The organism is Dactylosporangium sp. NPDC000521 (assembly GCF_042898305.1).
Lineage (GTDB): Bacteria > Actinomycetota > Actinomycetes > Mycobacteriales > Micromonosporaceae > Dactylosporangium.
In genome coordinates this window covers 100,169-123,401 of sequence record NZ_JBIAYW010000018.1, presented here as the reverse complement: position 1 = coordinate 123,401, position 23,233 = coordinate 100,169, and the positions used below count along the sequence as shown (strand labels likewise).

At 73.2% G+C, this 23,233-nt stretch carries 22 protein-coding genes; 15 read left to right on the top strand and 7 right to left on the bottom strand.

Annotated features, from left to right (window positions below; genetic code table 11):
- Positions 1-10 precede the first annotated feature (10 nt).
- From ACFY3L_RS40975 to ACFY3L_RS40960, 4 genes are all read left to right on the top strand, one after another.
- Positions 11-295: a hypothetical protein gene (locus ACFY3L_RS40975; RefSeq protein WP_389337384.1), complete on the top strand. Its 285-nt coding sequence runs from the start codon at positions 11-13 to the stop codon at positions 293-295.
- A 19-nt stretch (positions 296-314) separates the two neighbouring features.
- Entirely contained in the window at positions 315-632 is a 318-nt protein-coding gene (locus tag ACFY3L_RS40970) for a DUF3349 domain-containing protein (protein ID WP_389337381.1), read from the top strand.
- Positions 633-675: 43 nt separating this feature from the next.
- The gene (locus ACFY3L_RS40965; RefSeq protein ID WP_389337378.1) at positions 676-1,929 is read left to right on the top strand and encodes a phytase; all 1,254 of its coding nucleotides are present in this window, start codon (positions 676-678) and stop codon (positions 1,927-1,929) included.
- 200 nt (positions 1,930-2,129) lie between these two features.
- Positions 2,130-2,933, top strand: coding sequence for a class I SAM-dependent methyltransferase (locus ACFY3L_RS40960; RefSeq protein ID WP_389337375.1), 804 nt, complete (start codon positions 2,130-2,132; stop codon positions 2,931-2,933).
- Between the two features lie 292 nt (positions 2,934-3,225).
- Here ACFY3L_RS40960 and ACFY3L_RS40955 read toward each other — a convergent pair whose 3' ends face one another.
- Positions 3,226-4,188: a hypothetical protein gene (locus ACFY3L_RS40955; RefSeq protein WP_389337372.1), complete on the bottom strand. Its 963-nt coding sequence runs from the start codon at positions 4,186-4,188 to the stop codon at positions 3,226-3,228.
- A gap of 399 nt (positions 4,189-4,587) precedes the next feature.
- On the opposite strand from ACFY3L_RS40955, the gene ACFY3L_RS40950 reads away from it, so the two are divergent.
- Positions 4,588-5,733, top strand: coding sequence for a hypothetical protein (locus tag ACFY3L_RS40950; RefSeq protein ID WP_389337369.1), 1,146 nt, complete (start codon positions 4,588-4,590; stop codon positions 5,731-5,733).
- Between the two features lie 108 nt (positions 5,734-5,841).
- Here the strand turns inward: ACFY3L_RS40950 and ACFY3L_RS40945 are convergent, their stop codons facing one another.
- Positions 5,842-6,042, bottom strand: coding sequence for a hypothetical protein (locus ACFY3L_RS40945; protein ID WP_389337367.1), 201 nt, complete (start codon positions 6,040-6,042; stop codon positions 5,842-5,844).
- A 206-nt stretch (positions 6,043-6,248) separates the two neighbouring features.
- On the opposite strand from ACFY3L_RS40945, the gene ACFY3L_RS40940 reads away from it, so the two are divergent.
- Genes ACFY3L_RS40940 through ACFY3L_RS40930 form a run of 3 tightly spaced genes read left to right on the top strand, consistent with a single transcriptional unit; the run spans position 6,249 to position 10,570 of the window.
- Positions 6,249-7,595 carry an SWIM zinc finger family protein gene (locus ACFY3L_RS40940; protein ID WP_389337364.1) on the top strand — a complete coding sequence of 449 codons (1,347 nt, stop codon included), beginning with the start codon at positions 6,249-6,251 and terminating at the stop codon, positions 7,593-7,595.
- The gene (locus tag ACFY3L_RS40935; RefSeq protein ID WP_389337361.1) at positions 7,588-10,296 is read left to right on the top strand and encodes a hypothetical protein; all 2,709 of its coding nucleotides are present in this window, start codon (positions 7,588-7,590) and stop codon (positions 10,294-10,296) included. Before ACFY3L_RS40940 ends, ACFY3L_RS40935 begins: the two co-directional genes overlap by 8 nt.
- Before the next feature lie 37 nt (positions 10,297-10,333).
- Positions 10,334-10,570: a CDGSH iron-sulfur domain-containing protein gene (locus ACFY3L_RS40930; protein WP_389337358.1), complete on the top strand. Its 237-nt coding sequence runs from the start codon at positions 10,334-10,336 to the stop codon at positions 10,568-10,570.
- Positions 10,571-10,734: 164 nt separating this feature from the next.
- Here ACFY3L_RS40930 and ACFY3L_RS40925 read toward each other — a convergent pair whose 3' ends face one another.
- Positions 10,735-11,742: an iron-containing redox enzyme family protein gene (locus tag ACFY3L_RS40925; protein WP_389337355.1), complete on the bottom strand. Its 1,008-nt coding sequence runs from the start codon at positions 11,740-11,742 to the stop codon at positions 10,735-10,737.
- A gap of 62 nt (positions 11,743-11,804) precedes the next feature.
- Here ACFY3L_RS40925 and ACFY3L_RS40920 point away from each other — a divergent pair, with 62 nt between their 5' ends.
- The 3 genes from ACFY3L_RS40920 to pth2 are packed head-to-tail and all read left to right on the top strand — an operon-like array spanning position 11,805 to position 14,307.
- Positions 11,805-12,791, top strand: coding sequence for a methyltransferase (locus tag ACFY3L_RS40920; protein WP_389337352.1), 987 nt, complete (start codon positions 11,805-11,807; stop codon positions 12,789-12,791).
- Complete coding sequence (locus tag ACFY3L_RS40915; protein WP_389337349.1) at positions 12,791-13,942, top strand: glutamate--cysteine ligase; 1,152 nt, start codon at positions 12,791-12,793, stop codon at positions 13,940-13,942. The genes ACFY3L_RS40920 and ACFY3L_RS40915 overlap by 1 nt, the downstream gene beginning before the upstream one ends.
- Before the next feature lie 11 nt (positions 13,943-13,953).
- On the top strand, positions 13,954-14,307 hold the full coding sequence (gene pth2 / locus ACFY3L_RS40910) for a peptidyl-tRNA hydrolase Pth2 (RefSeq protein WP_389337346.1): 354 nt from the start codon (positions 13,954-13,956) through the stop codon (positions 14,305-14,307).
- A gap of 152 nt (positions 14,308-14,459) precedes the next feature.
- Here pth2 and ACFY3L_RS40905 read toward each other — a convergent pair whose 3' ends face one another.
- Genes ACFY3L_RS40905 through ACFY3L_RS40890 form a run of 4 tightly spaced genes read right to left on the bottom strand, consistent with a single transcriptional unit; the run spans position 14,460 to position 18,602 of the window.
- A complete protein-coding gene (locus ACFY3L_RS40905) occupies positions 14,460-15,296 on the bottom strand; it encodes a carbohydrate ABC transporter permease (RefSeq protein WP_389337343.1) in 837 nt (278 codons plus the stop codon).
- 1 nt (position 15,297) lies between these two features.
- Positions 15,298-16,305 carry a carbohydrate ABC transporter permease gene (locus ACFY3L_RS40900; RefSeq protein WP_389337340.1) on the bottom strand — a complete coding sequence of 336 codons (1,008 nt, stop codon included), beginning with the start codon at positions 16,303-16,305 and terminating at the stop codon, positions 15,298-15,300.
- Positions 16,306-16,356: 51 nt separating this feature from the next.
- The gene (locus tag ACFY3L_RS40895; RefSeq protein ID WP_389337337.1) at positions 16,357-17,580 is read right to left on the bottom strand and encodes an extracellular solute-binding protein; all 1,224 of its coding nucleotides are present in this window, start codon (positions 17,578-17,580) and stop codon (positions 16,357-16,359) included.
- Positions 17,581-17,609: 29 nt separating this feature from the next.
- A complete protein-coding gene (locus ACFY3L_RS40890; protein WP_389337334.1) occupies positions 17,610-18,602 on the bottom strand; it encodes a LacI family DNA-binding transcriptional regulator in 993 nt (330 codons plus the stop codon).
- Between the two features lie 122 nt (positions 18,603-18,724).
- Between ACFY3L_RS40890 and ACFY3L_RS40885 the strand changes: the two genes are divergently transcribed.
- The 4 genes from ACFY3L_RS40885 to ACFY3L_RS40870 all read left to right on the top strand — a co-directional run bounded on the left by ACFY3L_RS40885 (position 18,725) and on the right by ACFY3L_RS40870 (position 23,221).
- Entirely contained in the window at positions 18,725-20,656 is a 1,932-nt protein-coding gene (locus ACFY3L_RS40885) for a glycogen debranching N-terminal domain-containing protein (protein ID WP_389337331.1), read from the top strand.
- Between the two features lie 33 nt (positions 20,657-20,689).
- Entirely contained in the window at positions 20,690-21,037 is a 348-nt protein-coding gene (locus ACFY3L_RS40880; RefSeq protein WP_389337328.1) for an ArsR/SmtB family transcription factor, read from the top strand.
- The gene (locus ACFY3L_RS40875; RefSeq protein ID WP_389337325.1) at positions 21,034-21,678 is read left to right on the top strand and encodes an SRPBCC family protein; all 645 of its coding nucleotides are present in this window, start codon (positions 21,034-21,036) and stop codon (positions 21,676-21,678) included. The genes ACFY3L_RS40880 and ACFY3L_RS40875 overlap by 4 nt, the downstream gene beginning before the upstream one ends.
- 244 nt (positions 21,679-21,922) lie before the next feature.
- Positions 21,923-23,221 carry an ABC transporter substrate-binding protein gene (locus ACFY3L_RS40870; RefSeq protein ID WP_389337322.1) on the top strand — a complete coding sequence of 433 codons (1,299 nt, stop codon included), beginning with the start codon at positions 21,923-21,925 and terminating at the stop codon, positions 23,219-23,221.
- Positions 23,222-23,233: the final 12 nt, after the last annotated feature.

Genomic DNA, 23,233 nt, shown 5'->3' with positions numbered 1-23,233 from the left:
GACCGGCGAGATGCACAACCTTGGGTTCGTGCTCGAGGCGGCCTGGAAGGTCCTGCTGGCCGGCCTGATCCTGGGCGCCGGCCTACCGGCCCTGTTCGCGCTCGGCGTGCGGTCGCTCGCGTACGGGGCGGGCGGGCCGGACCGGGCACCGCGTCCGCTGGGCACCGCCGGCGGCTACCTCTGCTTCGCGATCGTGCTGCTCGGCGTCATGCTCGGCATCACGTTCATCGTCGCGTCGGGCTTCGGCAAGGCGCTCAGCTTCGAGCACGTCTACCCGACCGTCGTGGACAAGTGAGAGGGCGTGGGAGGGCGTCATGGGTGAGCTCCGCTCCAACTTCCTGACCCGCACCGTGGAGTGGCTGCGGGCCGGCTACCCGTCCGGTGTGCCCCGGCAGGACTACGTCGCGCTGCTCGGGCTGCTGCGCCGCAAGCTGACCGACGACGAGATCCACAGGATCGCGCGGGCACTCGCCGAGGAGTCGCAGCGCACCACCGACCCGATCGGCACCGCCGAGATCGAGAACATGATCAACGACTCGGTGCTGCAGACAGCGTCCGCCGAGGACGTCGCCCGGGTGTCGGCGCACCTGGCCGCCGGCGGCTGGCCACTGGCGGATCCGCCGGCGGACTGAGCGTGTTCACCTGATGGATCGACACGCACCATAGCTTCGGCGGATGCGACGACTCCTTGTCACGGCGGCGGCCGCGATGCCGCTGCTCCTGGTCCCCACGGCCGCCCACGCCGCGCCTTCCCTGAGGACGGTGACCGCGGCCGTGGAAACCCCGGCCCTCTACGACGACGAGGCCGGCGGCGACGCCGACGCCGACGACCCGGCCATCTGGGTCAACGAGCGCGACCGCGGCGCCAGCCGGGTGCTCGCCACCGCCAAGAACGGTGGACTTCGCGTGTACGACCTCGCGGGCCGCGAACGGCAGGCGATCGCCACCCCGCCCGCACCCGGCGCGGACGACGCCGCCGGCCGGTTCAACAACGTCGACCTGGTGCCCGGGTTCCGGCTCGGCGGCCGCACCACCGACCTGGCCGTCGTCACCGACCGGGGCCGCGACCAGCTGCGCTTCTACCGCATCGACCCCGCCACCGGCACCCTCACCGACGTGACCGCGCCCGGCGTGCCGTTCGCGTTCAGCACCGACCAGGCCCAGGTCAACGAGCAGCGCACGGCCTACGGCCTGGCCACGTTCCGCGACTTCGACGGCACCGCGTACGCCGTCGTCAGCCGCCGCAGCACCAGCGAGGTCGGCCTGTTCCAGCTCGTCGCGACCGGCGGCACCGTCACCTACCGGCGGGTGGACCTGCTGACGCTGCCGTCGTCGTTCCGGCTGCCGGACGGCTCGGCCTGGTCGCCGTGCGCCGACCCCGGCGACGGCCCCCAGGTGGAGGGCAGCGTCGTCGACCCGGCGACCCGGATCGCGTACCTGGCGCAGGAGACCGTCGGCCTGTGGCGGATCCCGGTGTGGGGCGGCCGCTTCCACGGCGCGCCGCAGTTCGTGGAGCGGACCCGCGAGTTCGGCGTCCCGGCCCGCTTCGACGAGGCCGAGGACGACTGCGTCGTCGACTACGCCGCCGACCCCGGCTACGGCGGCCGCATCGCCGCGGACGTCGAGGGCCTCACCATCCTGCCGACCGGTCCGCTCACCGGCACCCTCATCGTGTCGAGCCAGGGCGACGACACGTTCTACACCTACGACCGGCTGACCCTTCGCCCGACCGGCCACTTCGCGGTCGTCGCCGGCACCCGGACCGACGGCTCCGAAGGCTGCGACGGCGCCGCCGTGACCGCGACCCCGCTGCCCGGCTTCCCGCACGGCCTGCTCGTCGTGCACGACGGCTCGAACACCCCGGTCGCCGGCGACCGGGAGAGCACGAACTTCAAGTTCCTCGACGCCGGCTTCCTGCGCCGGCCGTGACCCGGTCATGACCGCGAGGACCTTCAAGCTCCGCTTCGCCGATCGCCTGGAGGTCCTCGTGGCGGCTCAGGATCGTGGGATGGGCACGTTATTGCGAATTTCCGGTAACGATGGGCAGGCGGGCTAGCGTCTGCACCCTGCCGTGCCCGGCATCGAGAATTGGGTGCCTGCCGTAGGAGCTGCGCTCGTACTCTCTGGTGGTGAGCGAAGGCAATGACTACGTGAGGTTGCGAGAGACCTTCAATGAGGACGCCGCACGGTATGACCGTGCCCGCCCCCGATACCCAGTGCAGATGTTTGATGATCTCGCTGCGGCTGGGGTAGCGCCTGGGGCGAGGGTGCTGGAGATCGGCTGTGGCACTGGGCAGGCGACCGTGCCGTTGGCCGAGCGGGGTCACCGCATCGTGGCTGTCGAGCTGGGCACGGACATGGCGGCTGTGGCTCGGCGAAATCTTGCCGCGTTCGACGCGGTGGAGGTCGTCACGGCGGCATTCGAGGAGTGGCCCTTGCCCGGTGAACCGTTCGACGTGGTGTTCTCCGCTACCGCGTTTCACTGGATCGACCCCGCGGTGCGGGTGTCGAAGTCTGCTGACGCTTTGCGTCTCGGTGGCCTGCTGGCCACCGTGGGAACCCACCACATCGCTGGCGGCACCTGGACCGAGGCATTCTTCGTCGAGATCCAGAAGTGCTACGAGCGATTCGATCCGTCGACCCCACCGGGCCTGCGTCTTGAGACCGCTCGTGACATCGTCGAAGACGATCGGGAGCTCACGTCCTCTGGGCGGTTCGGGCCTGCGAAGTTCTACCGCTACGAGTGGGAGCTGCCGTACTCGACAGCTGACTACCTGGATCTGCTGCTGACCTACTCCGACCATCGTGCCTTGCCGGATGTGCAGCGGAGCGCACTGCTGGACTGCATCGCGCGGCTGATCGACGCGAACCACGGGGGCCAAATTGTCAAGCGGTACCTGACGGAGCTGAGGGTCGCCCAGCGAGTCCGGTGAATCGCTTCGACCAGTGGCGGTTGGACTCAGCAGAGCGCCCGTGCCGCCGCTGGGCAGCTGACTGAAGGGCACCAATGGCGTCCCGTGCATGTCCGCCGCGCGGGGCGTCCGAAATTCTGTGGGCAGCGCTTCCCTCACGGAGGGCCCTCCGTGAGGCCGGCGCGCAGGGCGGTGAGCGGGATGAAGGCCGTGCCGTTGCCGAGTTCGTCCGGTGCCGGGCCGGATGGAGTTGCGACGTCAGCGAGTCGGGGCGACAGGTGTGCCGGCACAGACCGAATCGCAGGCTGCGATGTCAGCCCTGGGAGTCGCGCAGGAGCTGCCACTGCATCCAGGCGAGCTCTGGCTCGAGGTCTGCGTAACCGCGGCTGCGTTCGAGCTTCTGCGCATCGGCGTGGGGCATCATCATGCAGGTGCCTTCGTCGGTGAGGCGTTCCACCTCTTCGCGGCGGAGGGGCCGACCGGCCCGTTGCTCGGCGGCGGTGAGGAGGTTCACCAGCGCGGGAATGAACACGGGGCGAAGCTCGCTCCGCGGATCCGCCGCACCACCCTCGGGGCCCAGATGCCAGGTGCCGAAGGGGTTGTGGCAGGCGTGGCCCGGCGGATATCCGTTGTCGGGCCAGCGTCCGAGGCGGCGGCGAGGGGTGTCCAGGTCGGGCCTGAAGGTGTCGCCGCTGACCAGCACTGGGTCCTCCGCCAGTTGGTACACGTTGAACTCGCCGAGGATCTGGTTGGCCTCGGACGGTGGGGCGTCGACCCGCGCGTCCGGCAACCCGAACGCGTGCATGCCGCAGGATCGCGACTCACCGCCGTCCTGCAGCGTCACGACGGCGCGGCGGTACAGCACCCACGGGTCGCCGCCCTCGAGCGCCTGGATCCAGGTTGTGACGGGCCAGCCCAGCTTCGACTGCTCGAGTCGCACGCCGAGCGCTCCGGCGTCGCCCAGCGCGGCGATCAGCGTCGCCACTTCTCCCGCCGCCGCACCGAGGTACACCGGCAGATCCAGGACCAGGGCGCTGCCGGCCGCGGCGACGGCGGACTGCTCCTCCACCGACATCGTGCCGTAGCCGAACGCCTGGCCGAACGAGCCGTCGTTCTCCACCCAGTCCGCCAGCGCGCGAAAGCCGAAGTGCTGCGACGTGAGCGACTGGCCGTCAAGCGTCACGCCGGAACGCTCGAGCGAGGCCTGCCACTGCGCCATCGTCGCCGCGGTCCCCGGGACGAAGAGGCAGACACCGTACACGTGATCATCAGGCATGCGGCGGAGGGTAGTACCACGCTGCAAGGCCGCCGCGGCCATGGGTCCGGTCGCGGCCGGCCGCCGGGCGGGCCCTGGACCTGACCGCATGCCGGTCTGGGGCACATGCACATGCATCTGAACCGGTACGGTGCTCGCGTGACAACGCCGCCCTCTCCCTCCGGACCGAACCCGGACTTCCCTGCGTGGGGCCCGCCTGACGCCCCCGCACCGGGCATGCCGCCCGCCGGCATGCCCGTGTCTGGCATGCCCGCGTCCGGGACACCGGCCTCCGGCATGCCCACGTACGGGCCGCCCACCTCCGGGATGCCCGCGTACGGGCCACCGCCTACCTCCGGCATGCCCGCGTACGGACCACCCACCTCCGGGATGCCCGCGTACGGACCACCCACTTCCGGGATGCCCGCGTACGGGCCGCCCACCTCCGGGATGCCCGCGTACGGGCCGCCCACCTCCGGGATGCCCGCGTACGGGATGCCGCCCACCGGTGCCCCCAACTGGAACGCGCCGGCCACCGGTGCCGTCACCGGCGGCCCGGGCGCAGGATGGCCGAGCGGTGCCCGGGCCACGTCCAGCGGGTCGAGGAACAAGGTGATCGTCGGCGTCGTCGCCGCCGTGCTCCTGCTGGTGTGCGGTGTCGGTGGGGTCGCGGCCTTCGTCGGCGGTGACCCCGAGCAGAAGCGGACCTCCTCGGGTGCGGCCGGCGGCCCATCGGCGAGCCCGACACCGAGCAAGGCACCGGAGCCGTTGACCGCCGCCGCGTACCAGACGCTCCTGAACGAGGCCGACGCGGCCATGGGGCCGGCGTGGCAGAAGGTCGTCGCGGCGAAGAACCAGGCGGCGACGCTCGAGGCCGCGCAGGCCCTGGCCGATGCGGTCAAGACGAGCGGGCCCCGGTTCGCGTACGTCACCCCGCCGAAGGAGGCGGCCGCCGGCCACGAGCAGCTCAAGCGGGCCTTCGACTCGTTGGGCAGCGACTCCATCGCGTTGACCGGCAACGCCAAGAACGGCGAGATCTGCGCCGGTTCCTCGGCGGTCGCCCAGGTGACCGGCTCGCAGGCGGCGACCTACCTGCGGGAGGCGGTCAAGTCCTTCGGGTCCGCCTTCACGTTCGGCGCGTGGCTGCCGGCGCCGGTCGCCCAGCAGACCCGCACGCTGGCGAACGGCACCATGGTGAAGAAGGGAACCCTCAACGGTTCCGGCGAGTTCACCATCAACAACAGCGGCAGCGAGACCGACGTCGTCGTGAGCCTCGTCCCGAACGGGAGCAAGGTCGCGTCCTGGACGGTCTACGTCTCGGCCGGCAAGACGTTCAAGGTCAAGCGGGTCAAGGACGGCAACTACCAGGTGTACATGGCCACCGGCGTCGACTGGGACGCGGGCGCCGCCGGGTTCACCCGCTCCTGCGAGTTCGAGAAGTTCGACGACCTCTTCGAGTTCAAGACCACGAGCAGGCAGTACACCACCTGGGAGATCACGCTCAAGGCCAGCGTCGGCGGCAACGCCGGCACCGACTCGGTCGACCCGGGCGACTACCCGCAGTGATCAGGCTCCACGGCGTCCGCTCACTGCCGAGCTGAGCGGCCGCCGCCGGTGACGGCGCCTGCCGGGTGCCGTCACCGGCACGGAACTCCGGAGCAGGGCCTTCTGCGTTCACGTTCGCTCAAGTGCGATGACCGCATCGAGGAGACCGTGCAGGCCGAGTTCATAGCGGTCGGCGTCCACCCGGTAGAACAGCAGCTCGTCGAGCGGCACGCCGACGGCTCGCTCCGGGCGGCCGGCGATCTCCAGCTCGGCCAGGACGACAAGTTTGAGCCCGTGCAGACACGTCGACTCGTTGTCCAGGGTGTTCATCGCGCCTCCGATCGGGCTCGGAGCGTGGATGGAAGCACCGCCCACCCGTTTCGCGTTCCCCGCCGGAGTCACACCGACCCTCACCCGAAGGGATGAAACGGTCTCAGCCGCGGGCCGGGAGCGCCGCGAACAGCGCCGGTGCGCACGTCAGGCACTGCCCGGCGAGGGGACAGTGCGCGGGGGCGGGGCGTGGCAGGATGCCCAGCGTGCCGAGCGACTCGACGACCGCCGTCGACACCCAGGTCTACCCGCGGCCGTCCGGGCTCGCCGGCGGACACCTGGCCCTCGCCACCTCCACGCCGGAGCGGGTGCGGGAGCAGACGTTCTACGCCGGGTTCGTCCGCACGCCCCGGGTCGTCGCCGGTGGTCTGCTCGCCCTCGCCGACATCGCCGGCGCCGACTTCCGCCCCGCCCGCACCGGCCGCGGCCGCGACCCGGTGGTCACCGGCGACGGCGACCGGCTGCGGTTCGAGGCGCCGTCGACGTGCGGCGGCGTGTACGGGCGGCTCGACCTCGACGCCGCCGAGCTGCAGGACGCGCCGGTCGGGCGCGGCACCACCAACGTCGACGTGAACCCACCGCTCTACCAGGCGCTGACCCGGGTCGGCGGGCAGGACCCGCTGCGCCTGTCCGTCGGCGCCGACGAGCTCGCCGTCGGCACCCTCGACGGCAGGATCGTCGAGAAGCGGGTGCCGCTGCCGGCCCGGTGGCTGCGCGGGCTCGCCGAGGTCGCGGCGCACGCGCTGCCGCTGGACCCACGGCTCGAGCTGCCCGCCGGGCGGGCCGTCACGCTGCTGGCAGAGATGTCCGCGCGGAGCCGGCAGGTGCGCTGGCTCATGCCGGCCGGGCCCGGCTGGCGGTCCACGACCCGGCCCGCGCCCGGGGCGGTGTGCGTCGCCGACGGGTTCCGGCTCGCCCCGCTGCGCCCGCTGCTGCCGCTCGCGCGCACCGTCACCCTGTACTCGCCGCCGGTCACCGGCGCACCCGCGCAGGTCAGCGGCTGGGTGCTGGACTTCGGCACGGCCCGCTTCACGCTGCTGCTGTCGACCGCGGCGCAGCACGGCTTCGCCGGTGACGGGCGGCTCCTGGCCGACCTGAGCGCCGGCGGAGACCCTGCCGGCGACGCCGAGACCCTCGACGCGCTGCTCGCCGCCGACCCCGTCCTCGACCACCCGGCGGTCGCCGACCGCACCGGCTGGGACCGGCCCCGGGCCACCGCAGCGCTCGCCGCCCTCGCCACCGCCGGGCAGGTCGGCTACGACGTCGCGGCGGCGTCCTCGTTCCATCGGCCGCTGCCCTATCGCGCGGACCTCGTCGCCGCCCTGCACCCGCGCCTCGCCGCCGCCAGGATGCTCGCCACGGCCGGCAGGGTCGTGGCCACCGCCGACGGCTTCGAGGTCGTCTCCGGCGAGCACACGTACCTCGTCCACCGGCGCGGCGACGAGCACGCGTGCACCTGCGCCTGGTGGGCGGAGCATCAGGGCCGCCGCGGGCCGTGCAAGCACGTCGTCGCGGCCGTCATCACCGATCGGACGGGGGAGCGGGATGCGTGAGGTGTTCGCACGGATCGAGGACGGCGACCTCGAGGCCCTGGCCGGGGCCCTCGCGGGGCTGTCCGCCGGGGACCGGGCCGCGCTCCTGCCGCAGCTGGACGCCTACACCCCGCCGCCGGTGCTGCCCGAGCCGGTACCGGAGCCGGAGCCCGAACCGGAGGCCGGCCCCGGCGTCATGGGCCTGCGCGTCCACGCGGCCGGGCCCGCGATCGGCGGCGCGGCGACGGGCCGGCGGATCGTGGCGGTGGCCATGTTCGCGACGGCGGACGGCGCACCGGGGGAGATGGTGCTGGACGAGGAGACCGTGCGGCAGCAGGAGCGCCTGCGCCGCAACCGCGGCAACGTCTGGTTCCTGCGGCACGAGGCCGAAGCGGCCGCCCGGAAGCGCAACGAGCAGCGGCACGCCGCCTACTCCCTCGCCGTCGTCGTCTGTACGGGCGCCGCCGCCGACGCGGTCAAGCGGCTGCACGCGCCGTGGACGCACGGGCAGCCGCCGCACCTCGTGCCGGATGCCCTGCCCCACCTGCTCCGGCTGCGCGGCGCCGACTGGTGCGCGACCCTCGGGCGCGGCCTGCTGCGCCGCTCGCGGTCCCGCGCGGCGGCGGCCCTGTGGCCGTTCACGGAGGCACTGCTGCGGGCCGTCGGCGCCCCACCGCCCGAGGAGCCCGCCGCCGTCGCCTGCTACGTCCGGATGTGGCGCGGCGACCAGCACGCCGAGTTCCTCGCCGCGGACCCGTGGTTCGACCGGATGCTGCCGCACCTGTTCGACGACGACCAGGTCGCCACCGCGTTCGCCGGCCGGTCGGGCTGGCCCGAGTTGCTGCTGGAGCTGGTCGCGACCGGCCGGGTCGAGCGGGGCACCCTCATCGCCGGTTGCCTGCGCCGCCTGCGCGCCGGCGGCCGGCCGGGGGTCCTGCAGCCGTTCCTCGCCATGCTCAAGCAGCTCGCCCCAGCCCCCGACGAGCTCGCCGGGCACCGGCAGGAGTTGACCGGGCTGCTCGGCGCGCCGCTGTCGACGGTGACGGACTGGGCGTACACGTCGCTGCGGGCGCTGCACGACACGGCACCCCTCGACCCGGCGACCCTCGCCGAGATCACCGCGGCCATGCTCAGCCGGCCGGAGAAGAAGCTGGTCCGCGCCCACCTCGGCTGGCTGCGGCAGCTGCCCCTCGATGGCCTCCTGGCCGACCTCCTCGACGGTCTGGTGGCGGGTCTGCACCACCCGATGGCGGAGCTCGCCGGGCGCACCCTCGACCTGATCGAGCCGCGGCTGCCGCACCTGCCGGCCGCCGCCCGCGACCGCCTCCGCGACGAGGTGCCGGCGCTCGACGGCGCTGTCGGGCAGCGCCTGGCCGCGCTGCTGGGCACGGCGGCGCCCGTGCCGCCGCCCGTCCCGGTCCTCGTCGCGGCGCTGCCGGTGGAGTTCCCGGCGCCGCTGGACCTCGGCGCCCTCGCCGGCGAGCTCGCCACCACCCTGCGCAAGGGCGACGACGACCCGGTCCGGCACGAGCTCATGCTCGACGGGCTGCTGCGCGCCGCCCGCGGCGACCGGACCGCCGCCGCCCGGGTCCTCGCCGCCGTCATGCCGCAGTGGGCCGGCCCGTGGCCCGACCTGATCGCCGCCGCGACCGGGTTGACGGCGCCGCCACCGTACGAGAACCAGTTCGCCCACCTGTACGTCACCACGCTCGGCACCTTCATCGAGCGGCGGTCCGTCGAGCTCGCCGCGCGACTGGCCGCCGACCCGCCGCCCGCGCTGCTCGCCACGCCGGCCACGCTCGCGGGGCACGTCGACCCGGACCGGGTCCTCGGGCTGCTGCGGCAGGCGGAGCGCGACGGCTGGCAGCCCGGCCCGGCCGACCTGACCCAGGCGCTGCTCCGGCTGCCGCGGACCGTCGACGCCACGGTCGCCGAGGCCGCCGCGCGGCTCAGCTCGCCCGCGGGCCGCCGGTTCGCGGACCACATCGGCACGGCCTCGGCCGAACCACGCACCTGGGTCGAGGAGGTGCCCGGCCAGGCGTACCACTCAGGCCGCCGGATCGCGATGCTGGACGCGGCGGGCCTGCCGGCCGACGTCGCCGACCCGCGCACCGGGGCACAGCGCGTCGCCGCCGTCCACCACCTGCCCCGCCTTGCCCTGTGGCCGATGGTCACGCCGTCGCACCGGGAGGTGGCGGCCGCGCACATCCAGCCGTTCCTCGTCACCCCGCACGGCAGCCCCGGCACCACGTTCCTCGAAGGGCTCGCCGCCGCCGACGGCCCGCCCGGACCGGCGATGTCGCTGGTCCTCGCGTACTTGTCCGGCTCGTCGCGGCAGGAGATGCGCCTCGCCGCGGCCGACGCGCTCGTCACCCTCGCGGCCCGGCCCGGCTGGGACAGCACCGCCGTCGGCGCGGAGATCGCGGCCCTGTCCGGTGACGAGCGGATCGTGCTGCAGCGCACCGTCCAGCCGCTCACCGAGGCGCTCAAGGCCGGCGCGCACACCGCCGTGTGGCAGGCGATCTCGGCGGCGCTGCCGGGACTGCTCACCGCCACCGCCCGCCCCGGCCTCGCCGACCTGCTGACCCTGGCCGCCGACGCCTGCCCGGCCGGCGGCCGCCTGGACCTGCCCGAGCTGCACGCCCTCGCGGCGCGCCCCGGCCGCAGCCGGCTGGCCGAGTCCGCCCGCCGCCTCGCCGGGCTGGTGACGGGCGACCGTTGACCGTTTGCCCCCACCGCGACGGGGGAAATCCAGAGGCATGACAGAGCCGGTTGCGTCCGTCACCGTCTGCGAGGACGGGCCACTGCTCGTGCGCGGGCAGTTCACGCTGCTCACGCAGGACGGCCAGGTCGTCGACCCCGGGCGGGCCACCGTGGCGCTGTGCCGGTGCGGGCGTTCGGCGATCAAGCCGTTCTGCGACGGCACCCACAAGGTGATCCGCTTCCAGGCCCCCAGCGCCCCGACCGGCGACCGGCCCCTCACCGGCGACGACTGACCCGCTGCGTTACGCCGCTGCTCACGACACTGGTTGATCGAAGGACGGATCCGGTCGCTCGCGTGACCAGATCCGTCCTTCGATCATGAGCACCGAGTGGTGCGCGACGGAGCATGAGCACCGAGTGGTGCGCGGCGGAGCGTGAGCGCCGCGGATGCGCGACGTCAGCCGACCGGTGCCAGCACCGGCTGCAGCGACGAGCGACCGGCGGCCCACGAGTCCAGGACGTGGGTGGCGAAGCGGCCGTCCAGGGCGAGCGCGCACGCCGCGCCGAACAGGACCTGCGCCGCCTGCGAAGGGTGCTGGGCGCAGAAGCCGCCGCACAGGTCGTGGGCGGCGACCTGCTCGTGGACGGCGTCGGCCTCGACGTGCTCGTCGTAGAAGCGGGTCGCGGTCGCGTTGCCGCCGAGGCGGCGCAGGCCGTCGCCGTAGCGGCGGTTCGGCAGCGACGACGTCATCTCGAAGGCGGCGAGGTGGCCGACGATCGCGCCGCGCAGGCGGCGGTGCAGGCCGAACAGCGACATGAGGTTGTTGGTCGCGAGCGTGACGGCCGGGACCACGTCGAGGTAGGCGCCGTAGGTGTCGTCCAGGTCGAGCTCCCGCATCGTGGCGCGGAAGAGCTCGGCGTGCATCCGCTCGGCGCGGCCGCCGCCGTACTCGTCGGACTGGATCTCCACCAGCGCGGCCTTGGGGCGGCCGGTCAGGCGCGGGATCGCCCAGGTGTGCGGGTCGGCCTCCCGCAGGTGATAGATCGAGCGGTGCTGCACGAACTCGCGGAACTGCTCGAGCGTCGCGCGCCCCTTCAGGAACTTCGACAGTGACGGGGAGTCGTCGGCGTCGACGAGCGCCGTGAGCGCGTGCGGCACCTCGTGCGGCGCAGGCGCCGCCGGCACGGCCACCGTCGCGCGCAACGCGTCCTCGAACCGCTCCTCGCAGGCCTGGCGCAACGCCAGCAGCGACGGCTGCCACTCCCACCGCTCGTCGACGCCGTCGAAGCCCCGGTAGTGCAGCTCGTAACAGATGTGCAGGCTCAGCTGCAGGTCCTCGTCGGTGCAGGCGTCGGTGCCCGCCGGCAGCTCCCGCCAGGCGCCGCCCGGCAGGTCGCGCGGCGGGCCGGCGAGCGCGGCGGCGAGCGTGGCGGAGACGGGTCCTCGCGGTCGGGGCAGGCGCATGGTCACCGTCTTCCCCGCGAACGAGCTGGTTAAGCGGGAACTTCCGGGGGAAAAGGGGCGGCATGATCTCGGCCACGGACGTGCCCGTCTACGCTGACGCCGCCCTGCGCCGCCTCGGCGACGCCATCAAGGACACCGGCTACCAGTTCACTGCGGTCACACCGGCCACACACGAACGGGTGAACCGGCGGCCGGAGAACGCCCGCGCCCGGACGCTGCGCGACGTGCTCGGGTGGAGCCGCCCGTTCGGACCCGGTGTGCTGCCCGACGACCTCGTCAGGCTGCTCGACGAGGCCGGCGCCCTGGAGCGCGACGGCGACAGCAACCGCGACGGCGGCACCTGGCGCAGCCGGGTCCGCTGTTCCACGCACGACGGCCAGCTGTTCTTCCACTCGGCCTACCCGCCGGCCGAGCCGGACGCCGTCTTCTTCGGCCCGGACACGCTGCGCACCTGCGACGCCGTCACCGCGCACCTGCGGACCCTGCCGGCCGCGCCGCGGCGGGTCGTGGACATCGGCACGGGCAGCGGCGCGGTCGCCGTCACGGTGGCCCGCATACTGGCCTGCGATGGGGGCCCGGACGCGGAGGTCCTCGGCGTCGACGTCAACCCGGTCGCCCTGCGGTACACGGCCGTCAACGCGGGGCTCGCCGGCGTGCGGGTCACGCCGGTGCGCAGCGACCTGCTGAACGGGGTCGACGGGCAGTTCGACCTCATCGTCTCCAACCCGCCGTTCATGATCGACCCGCAGGGCCGGCGGTACCGTGACGGCGGCGGCGAACACGGGCACGACCTGCCGCTCGCCGTGCTCGACACCGCGCTGACCCGCCTCGCGCCCGGCGGGTCGCTGGTGCTCTTCAGCGGCACCGGCATCGTCGATGGCCACGACCCGCTGCTCGCCGCGGCCGCGACCCGGCTCGCGGGCACCGGCTTCGCGTGGCGCTACCGCGAGGTCGATCCCGACGTGTACAGCGAGAACCTCGACGACCCGTCCTACGCGCACGCCGAACGCATCGCCGTGTGCCTCCTCATCGCTGAAAGGCGCCGCTGATGCCGCCGACCGTCGCCGCCACCGCGCCGAGCCCCGCCGCGCGGGTCGCCGAGAGCGCCGGCGCCCTGGCCGGGCAGACCCTGACCCTGGGCGTCGAGGAGGAGTTCCTCCTGCTGGACCCGGTCACGTGGCGCAACGCGCCCGTCGCCGACGACGCCCGCGCCTGCCTGCCCGACCCCGCCCGGGAGCAGACCAGGGTCGAGTTCCGGCGCAGCATGATGGAGATGGTGACGCCGGTCTGCACGACCCTGCCCGAGCTGCGCCGGCGGATCACCGCCAACCGGGCCGTGGCCGCGCTCGCCGCGCAGTCCGCGGGGGCGCGGCTCGTCGCCGTCGCCGCCACCCCGGTCGCCGAGCCCGACCTCAGCGTCGAGGACACGCCCCGCTTCCAGGCGATCGCCCGCCACTACGGGCCGATCGCGCACGACCCGGCGCTGTGCGGCTGCCACGTCCACGTCGGCGTGCCGGACCGGGAGGTCGCCGTGCAGGTCTGCAACCACCTGCGGCCGTGGCTGCCGGTGGTGCAGGCGCTGACCGCGAACTCGCCGTTCCACGCGGCGGCGGACACGCGCCACGCGAGCTGGCGCAGCATCCAGCTGGACCGCTGGCCGAGCCTCGGGCCGGCGCCGTACCTGACGTCCGTGGCCCACTACGAGCGCACCGTCGCGGAGTTGGTCGGCAGCGGCGTCATGCTCGACGACTCGATGGTGCTGTGGTGGGTACGCCCGTCGCGGCGCTACCCGACCGTCGAGATCCGCGTCGGCGACGTGTGCCCGACCGCTGGTGACACGGTCCTCGTCGCCGGGATCGTCCGCGGGCTCGTCGCCACCGTCCTGGACGACATCGCCGCCGGCCGCCCGGCCGTGCGCCCACCGGAGCACCTGCTGCGGGCCGCGCACTGGAACGCCGCGCACCAGGGCCTCGGCGGCACCCTCATGGACCTTCGTGGCCGCCGCGCGGTGCCGGCGTGGGACCTGGTCGACCTGCTCGCCGACACCATCGGCCCGGCGCTGCGCCGGCACGGCGACGACGGCGTCGTCGGCAAGGAGCTGGCCCGGCTGCGCGAGGAGGGGACCGGCGCCGACCGGCAGCGTGGCGCCGGCGACGTGTCCGGCGCGATGCGACTGCTGGCGGACCTGACCACGCACTAACATCGCTGGTCGTGAAGATCGAACCGAAGATGGTCCTCGTCGTGCGCACCGACCTCGGCATGGGCCGGGGCAAGATCGCGGCGCAGGTCGCGCACGCGGCGGTCTCCGCGGTGCTGCAGGGGCCGCACGGCGCGGTGTTCGAAGCGTGGCTGCGGGCGGGTCAGCCGAAGGTGGTGCTGAAGGTCGCCGGGGAGGCGGAGCTCGCCGAGCTGTGCGAGCACGCCGGTGCGGCGGGACTGCCGGTGCAGGTCATCCACGACGCGGGACGCACGCAGGTGGCCGCGGGCACGGCCACCTGCTGCGCCATCGGCCCCGCCGTCCCGGCCGACGTCGACCCGGTGACGGCGGCGCTGAGCCTGCTGTGACGGTCCACTGTGGACCCGCGGCGCCCCGGCGGCAGAACAAGCGCCGCGGCAGAACAAGCGCCGCGGCAGAACAAGCGCCGCGGCAGGGCCGGCGCCGCGGCCGCCGGCCCGACGGCCGGCATGCCGGGGTGGGAGACAGCGGCGGCGGGCCTTCAGCCCTTGACGCCGCTGCTGGCGACGCCACGGACGAAGTACCGCTGGAAGACGATGAACACGATCGCCACCGGGATGATGGTGAGGATCGAGCCGGCCATCATCACCGGGTAGTCGAAGCTCTGCCCGCCCGCGCCGCCGCGGCCCAGGGTCGACAGGCCGAAGGGCAGCGTCCAGTGCGAAGGGCTGGCCCGCACCACGATGAGCGGCATCAGGAACTCGTTCCACACCCCTTGGAACGACAGGATCGTCAGCGTCAGCAGCGCGGGCCGCGCCAGCGGCAGCACCACGTGCCAGTAGGCCTGGAAGATCGAGGCGCCGTCGATGCGGGCCGCCTCTTCCAGCTCCTTGGGCAGCTCGGCGAAGAACTGCCGCATCAGGAAGATCCCCATGGCGTCGACCGCGAGCGGCAGGATGAGCCCGGTGTACGAGTTGAGCAGGCTCAGCTCCTTCAGCACCAGGAACCGCGGCACGGTCAGCACGATCGGCGGCACCGCGAGCACCGCGATGATCCCGGCGAAGAGGACACCGCGGCCGCGGAAGTGCAGCCGCGCCAAGGCGTAGCCGGCGAGCGAGTCGATGAAGACCCGCCCAAGGGTCGCGGCGACCGTGACGAAGATCGAGTTGAAGGTCCACAGCGGGAAGTCGCTGTGCACGAGCACGTCCGACCACGCGCGCAGGTCGAAGGAGCGCGGCCACGGCGACACCGGATGAGCGGCGACCTCGGGTCGCGACTTGAACGACGTGCCCAGCGACAGCACGAACGGGTAGATGAACACGACGGCGAAGCCGGCCAGCAGCGCGTACCGCAGCACACGGCGCAACGAGAACGGCATCTCAGCGCTCCTTCCGCAGCACGAGCCGCTGCACGCCGGTGAAGACCAGGATGATGACGAGCACGATGAACGCGATCGCCGCGGCCCGGCCCATCGCGCTGTTCTGGAACCCTTCGCGGTAGATGAGGTACGCGGGGGTGAGCGTGGTCTTCTGCGGCCCGCCGGACGTCATCGCGTAGACCTGGTCGAACACCTGCCAGGTGCCGATCACGCCGAGGGTCAGCACGAGGAACAGTGTCGGCTTCAGCAGCGGCAGTGTGATCCGGAAGAAGCGCTGCCGGGCGGAGGCGCCGTCGATGGCGGCGGCCTCGTCGAGCTCCTCCGGGACGTTCTGCAGGCCGGCGAGGAACATCAGCATGAACGTGCCGGTCGTCGTCCAGGTCGCGAGGATCATCACCGAGCTGAGCGCGACGCTGGGCCCGGCGAGCCAGTCCCACCACGACAGGTCCATGAACTCGCCGCGCAGCGCGCCCGGCGGCTCGTGGACACCGGCCGCGCCCAGCAGCAGGTGCAGCAGCCCGTCGGAGTCGTCGAGCCACACCAGGTCGACCTTGCCCGGCAGCACCGCCGACAGCACCGTGTTGACCACGCCGGACGGGCTGAACAGGAAGACGAAGATGAACGCGACCGCGATCGAGCTGGTCACCGACGGGAAGTAGAACGCGGTGCGGAAGAACGTGCGGCCCTTGAGCAGCCGGGCGTTGACGACGAGCGCGAGGAGGAACGCGAGCGCGGTCTGCGCGGGGACGACGCCGAGCACGTAGTACAGGTTGTTGCGCAGGCTCTTGGCGAAGTCGCCGCGGACGACCCCGGGATCGGTCAGCAGGTCCTGGTAGTTGGCGACGCCGGCGGGTTCGGAGGCGCCGAGCGGGGTGAGCCCGCTCCAGTCGCGGAAGCTGACCCACAGGGCGAGGACGATCGGCGCGACCATGAACGCGCCGAGCCCGATCAGCGCGGGCGACACGAAGAGCCAGCCGGCCAGCCCCTGCCGGCCGTGGATGCGTGACATGCGGACTCCTCAGTGAAGGGGCCGCCCGGAGACGGCCCCTTCGTAACCTCGTCAGCCGAGGACGTCGGTCCCGGCCTTCTGCGTGCTGGTGACGACGTCGGCGACCTGCTTGTTGCCCTTGGCGAGGCCCTGGATGCCGTCGTTGAACGTGTCGATCGCGGTGCTGAAGCCCGGCACGAACACCGACTTCTTCGCGTAGTCGCCGCCGGCGACGAACGCCTTCAGCTCCGGCTTGTCCGCCAGCCACTTGTCCGCCAGGGACTTGCGCGACGGCATGACCGGGAACTCCTTGGTCACCGCGAACTGCTCGTCCGGCGAGGTGAGGAACTTGACGAAGTCGAGCGCGGCGGCCTTGTTCTTCGCCGCCTTCGCCACGCCGTAGCAGACGGAGAACGACATCGTGCCCTTGCCCTTCGGCCCGGCCGGCAGCTCGGCGACCGCGTACTTGACGTTGGGGAAGTCGTTCTTCATCGCGCCGACGATCCAGTTGCCCTCGATCGTCATCGACGTGGCGGCCTTGCCGAACGCCTCGCCGCCCCAGCCCGCGCCGACCGACGCCGGGGTGCCGAACCAGCCGGCCTTGTGGTTGTCGGTGACGTACTGCAGCGCGGTGCGCATCTCCGGCGTGTCCATCGTCATCTTGGTGACGTCGTCGTTCGTCGGCCAGGCGCCGGCCTGCGCCATGAACGCACCCCAGCGGTAGAACTCCGGCGCGAGCACCAGGCCCGGGTGGCCCGGCTTGGTGAGCGCCTTCGCCGCGGCGGTCAGCTCGTCCCAGGTCGTCGGCGGCTGCAGGCCGGCGGCGGTGAAGTCGGCGGTGTTGTAGACCAGCTGCAGCGTGGAGAAGTCCTTCGGCGCGCAGTAGTAGGTGCCCTTGTACGTGAAGGACTGCTTGAGCGTGTCGTAGAAGTCGCCGGGGTTGTCGACCTTGTCGCCGATCGGCTCCAGGACGCCGTTCTTGCCGAAGTCGGGCAGCTTGTTGTCGTTGACGTAGAAGACGTCCGGCGGTTCGCCGCCGGCGAGCGCGGTGGTGAGGGCCGTGTCGTACTCGGGCAGCACCTTCAGCTCGACGGTGTTGCGGCCCTGCTTGTTGTAGTCCTCGACGGCCTTGCGCAGCACGGCGTCCTCGGCGGGGGAGGAGGAGAACGCGTACATCGTCAGCTTCGCGCCGGTGGCGCTGCCCTCGGTGCCGCCGCCGCTGCCGTCGTCGCCGCACGCGGCGAGCAGCAGGACGGTGGCGATCAGCGCGGTCAGGAGGCGGGGTGTTCGTAACATGATGGTCGCTCCCAGGGGGTCGGGGGATTTCAGGGCAGAGCGCTGGAGGCTCGGACGATCAGCTCGGGTGCCAGCAGTTGCCCGGCCGGCTCGCTCGTGGCGGGGCTCAGCAGGGCGCGGATCATCGCGTGCCCGACGGCCTCGATCGGTTGCCGGACGCTGGACAGGTCGAGCGCGCCGGCGGTCGGGGTGTCGTCGAAGCCGACGACGGCGAGCCGGGCGTGCCGCTGCCGCACGGTGCGCAGCACGCCCGCGGCGAGCGTGTCGGTGGCGGCGACGACGGCGGTCGGTGGGGTGTGGTGGTCCAGCAGCGCCTCCGCGAGGCGCGCGCCGGTGGCGAGGGAGTCCTCCCCGCGCAGGTCGAGGTGGCGGGATCCGTCGAGCAGGCCGCGCTTGTCGAGCGCGGAGCGCCACCCGTCGGCGCGCCGGTCGCCGACCGCGACGCCCTCCGGGTAGCCGAGGAAGGCGATCCGCCGGTGCCCGCGGGTCACCAGGTGTTCGACGGCGGCGGCCGTGCCGGCGGTGTTGTCGATGTCGACCCACGGGTGGGTGTCGTCGGCGCCGGTACGGCCGAACGCGGCGAACGGGATCCGCAGCTGCCGCAGCGCCGGCGGGCGCGGGTCGTCGGACTGGATGCCGTAGAGCACGACGCCGTCGATCGCGCCGGCGCGGTGCAGCGCGTCGACGTTGGCGACCTCGTCGCCGGGCTCGTCGGCGGTGAACAGCAGCAGGTGGTGGTCGGCGGCCCGGCCGGCCTCGGCGAGCGCGTGCAGCAGGCGGTCGTGCATGCTGCCCAGCGCGTGCGGGTGCAGCGGCTCGATCCGGTAGCCGATCATGCGTGAGGTGGCGGCCCGCAGCGACTGCGCGACCCGGTTGGGCCGGTAGCCGAGCTGCTCGATCGCCGCCTCGACCCGCTGCCGGGTCTCGGGCCGCACCCGCTGCGGCGCATTGAGCACGTTGGACACGGTCTGCCGGGAGACGCCGGCAGCTCGTGCGACGTCCTCGACGGTCGGCGGATGCACGGGACCTCCCACGGTGGCGGTGTTGAACGTTCAAATCGGGTCTTGCGGGATGCCCGTTTGAACGTTCAACATGGGTGTTCGGACAGTCTCACCCCGCCCAACGGCTTGTCAAGAGGAGCGATATGGGGCAGCAGCCCTACCTTCACGAGCACGTGACGTGTGTCGCCGCGCCGGCCACCTGGCTCTCCGGCGCCTCGGGCCAGCTCCGCGGCGGCGCCGACGGCCTGTACGTCGACGACCGCCGGGTCCTGTCGACGCTGGTCGTCACCGTCGACGGCGTCGAACCCGTCCCGGTCCAGGTCACCCGGACGGGGGCGTCGTCGGCCCGGTTCGCCGCGGTGCTGCCCGGTCTCGGGGACGACGGTCCCGACCCGACCGTGACGCTCGTGCGGGACCGCCGCACGACGCCCCGCGGCGGGACCGAGACGCTCACGCTGACCAACCTCTCCCACACCACCCTGGCGGTGGAGATCGCGATCGCCGCCGCGACCGACTTCGCCACCATGGGTGCCGTGAAGGACGGGCAGCCGTCAGCGTCCACAGTGGACGTTCTCGGCGCCGGTACCGACGCGGCGGACGGCAACGGGATGCGCGTGGCCGTGACGGCGGACCCGCTGCCGGACGCCGGGCCGTTGGGCTGGCGGGTCGCGGTCGAGCCGCGGGCGAGCTGGACCACCACGGTGCGCTTCGCCCGCGCCGACGCCCCGCCGATCACCCGCTCCGCCTCGCCGGGCGAGCTGCGGGTCACCGCGGACGACCGGCGCCTCGACGCGCTCGTGCGCGCGAGCGTCGACGACCTCGAGGCACTGCGGCACGCCGACGGCGACGACGCCTACTACACCGCAGGCAGCCCCTGGTACCTCACCCTCTTCGGCCGCGACTCGCTGTGGGCGGCCCGGCTCGCCCTCCCGCTCGGCACCGGCGTCGCCGCCGGCACGCTGCGTGCCCTCGCCCGCCGCCAGGGCACGAAGCACGACCCGGACACCGACGAGGAGCCCGGCAAGATCCTGCACGAGGTCCGCCCCGCCGACGCCGCCCACTGGCTGCCGCCGGTCTACTACGGCACCGTCGACGCCACCGCCCTGTTCGTCAGCACCGCCGCCGACGCCTACCGCTGGGGGCTGCCGGCCGCCGAGGTCGAGCCGCTGCTGCCGCACGTCGAGCGGGCGCTGGCGTGGCTCGCCGGGCACGACGGCTTCGTCGCCTACCGGTCCAGCGCGAAGGGCCTGGCCAACCATGGCTGGAAGGACTCCGGCGACGGCATCCAGCACGCCGACGGGCGCATCGCGCGCGGGCCGCTCGCGCTCGCCGAGGTGCAGGCGTACGCCTACCGGGCCTTCATGGACGGTGCCTGGCTCCTGGAGTCGTTCGGCCGCGACGGCGCCGCGCACTGGCGCGAGCGGGCCTCGGCGCTCGCGGCGCGGTTCCGGGCGTCGTTCTGGTGCCCCGGCGGCTATCCCGCGGTCGCGCTCGACGGCGACGGCGAGCAGGTCGACAGCCTCACGTCCAACATCGGCCACCTGCTCGGCACCGGCCTGCTCTCGCCGGAGGAGAGCGCCCGGGTCGCCGGCCACCTCGCCACGCTGCGCTCACCGTTCGGCATCCGGACCATCGCGCCCTCGTCGGGCGGGTACAACTTCCTGTCCTACCACCTCGGCTCGGTGTGGCCGCACGACACCGCGATCGCCCTGCTCGGCCTGGTCCGCGACGGTCACGGCGCCGAGGCGGCCGAGGTGATCCGCGCCCTGCTCGCCGCCGGTGAGCGCTTCGACGCCCGCCTGCCGGAGCTCTTCGGCGGCGACGACGCACCCACCCCGTACCCGGCCTCGTGCCGTCCCCAGGCCTGGTCCGCCGCCGCCGGTCCGGCGCTGGTGACCGCCCTGCTCGGCCTCGACGTCGACGCCCCTTCGGGCCGGTTGACGCTCGCCCCACTGGCCCCGTCCCCGGTCGGTGCCTACCGCGTGCGCGGCCTGCGGATCGCCGGCGGTTCGCTCGACGTGAGCGTCACCGCCGCCGGTGAGGCGACGGTCCACAGTGATCCGTTTAAGGCTTGACTTATATAAGCTGCAGATGACATTGTACGTGCCGTGCATGCGTTCGATGTGCTCGGCGACCCCGTGCGGCGCCGGATCCTGGAGCTGCTCGCCGACGGGGAGCAGCCCGCCGGCGCGGTCAGCGAGACCGTGCGGGCCGAGTTCGGGATCTCGCAGCCGGCGGTGTCGCAGCACCTGAAGGTGCTGCGCGAGTCGGGGTTCGCGACCGTCCGCGCCGATGGCACCCGGCGCCTGTACGCCGTCGACGCCGCGCCGCTGCGCGAGGTCGACGCCTGGCTGGAGCGGTTCCGCGGCTTCTGGGAGCAGCGCCTGGACGCGCTCGGCACCGAGCTCGCCCGGGGCAAGCGCTCGCGATCCTCGACAGAAGGGCCTACATCATGATCGACATCATCAACCAGATCAACGCCGTCCACCGGGAGGTCGGCAGCCATCCGGTCAGCACCGGCGAGGGACGGTCGCTGTTGCTGCGCCGCACGTACGACGCCGACGTCGCGGACGTGTGGGACGCCTGCACCGATCCCGGGCGGCTCGGCCGGTGGCTCGGGCAGGTCGACGGCGACCTGCGCCCGGGCGGCACGTTCCAGATCAAGGACAACGCCGGCGGCCGGATCGTACGCTGCGAGGAGCCGCACCTGCTCGCGGTGACCTGGTCCTTCGGCGGCGGCATGGACACCGAGGTCGAGCTGCGGCTGGCGCCCGGCCCCGGCGGCGGCACGGTGCTGGAGCTGGAGCACTCCTCGCCCGCGGAGATCGTGGACGAGCTCGTCCGCCAGTACGGCCCGGGCGGCACGATCGGCGTCGGTGGCGGCTGGGACCTGGCGCTGCTCGGCCTCGACCTGCACCTGCGCGGCGCCGAACTGGACCCCGCCACCTGGGAGGGCTCCCCCGAGGCCAAGGAGTTCGGGACCCGCGCCTGCCACGCCTGGGGCGCGGCGATCCAGGCGGCCTGGGGGACCAGCGACGACGACATCGCCGCGGCGATCGCGTTCGGCGTGCAGCAGTTCGCTCCCTCTGCTCCCTGAGCGTGCCGTCGCGTAGCGGAAACGTGACTCACCATTATCGTATTGACGTTCGGTGATGCTTCTGGTCACCCTCCGGTCGTGCGACGCCCGCCGGCGCAAGTTTTCCTCAAGGTCTGTTTTCTGCGCTCGGGCGGGCGCCGCGAACTGCTTATGGTCTGCGGGGCCCGTAGGCGGACGAGAGGCAGGAGCGGTGGGATCCAGGACGACCCGGACGGTCGTGGCATTGGCCGGGGTGGTTTCCCTCGTGGCGGGTTGCGGAACGACTTCTGGCACCGCGGACGCGGACGCGGACCGGCCGCCGCTCGTCGTGCGGCTCTACGGGTCCGACGCGAACATGAGCAACTCGCTCAAGGACAAGCTCGTGGAATCTCCCGGGATCCTGACCGGCATGGTCGGCACCACGCCGCTGGTGGCGCTGCCCGAGTGGTTCCGGGAGCGGCTGCGGGGGGTCGACCCGTCGCTGGTGGACTACGGGTACGCCGCCGAGGCCTACGACGCGGTCATGCTGGCCGCCCTCGCCGCCGAGTCGGCCCGCACCACCCAGCCCTCGACCGTCGCGAAGTACGTCGTGAGCGCCTCGACCTCCGGCACGACCTGCGACTCGGCCGCCGCCTGCCTGGCGCTGGCCAAGGCGGGCAAGGACTTCGCCTACCGCGGCGTGTCGATGCGCCGCAGCGGCCTCAACGACGGCGGCGAGCCCTCCTCGGCCTCCTACGGCACCCTGCACTTCGGCCGGGACAACACCATCAACGCCAACATGACCGAGTTCATCGGCGCCGGCGACGAATCGCTCGCCTCCACCGCGCCCGCCCCGCCGTTCACCGCCTATCCGAACTTCGGCGCGGGCGCCAAGAAGCCGGCGCCGCTGAAGGTCGGCGGGCTCATGCCGCACACCGGCCGGCTCGCCTTCCGCAGCCCGCCCCGCTTCGCCGCCGCCAAGCTCGCCGTCCTGGACGTCAACGCCGCCGGTGGTGTGCTGGGGCAGCCGGTCGAGTGGGTGGACGGCGACGACGGCACGGACGCCACCGTCGCGGCCGCCACCGTGGACCGGTTCGTCGGCCTGGGCGTGCAGGTCATCATCGGCGCGTCCTCGTCCAGCGTGACGAAGGCCGTCATCCCGAAGATCGCCGCGGCCGGCCGGATCCTCATCTCCCCGTCGTCCACTTCGGACGAGCTGAGCGCCGTCGCGGACAACGGCCTGTTCTTCCGCACCGCACCGCCCGACACCCTGCAGGCCCGCGCCCTCACCGACGTCATCATGCGCGACGGCCCCCACAAGGTGATGATCCTGGCCCGCGAGGACGCCTACGGCCTCGGGCTGCAGAAGAACGTGAAGGCGAACCTCGTCACGGCCGGCGTGCCGGAGGGTGCCGTCGAGCTCGTGACCTACCCCGGCACCGGTCAGGACTTCACCGGTCTGGCCGACCGCGTCCGGTCCGCCGCCCCCGACGCCGTGCTCATCCTCGGGTACGAGGAGACGGCCCTCATCGTGGAGACGCTGTTCGCCCAGAAGATCGGCACGGCCGGCGCCCTCGGCCGGTGACCCCGCGCACGG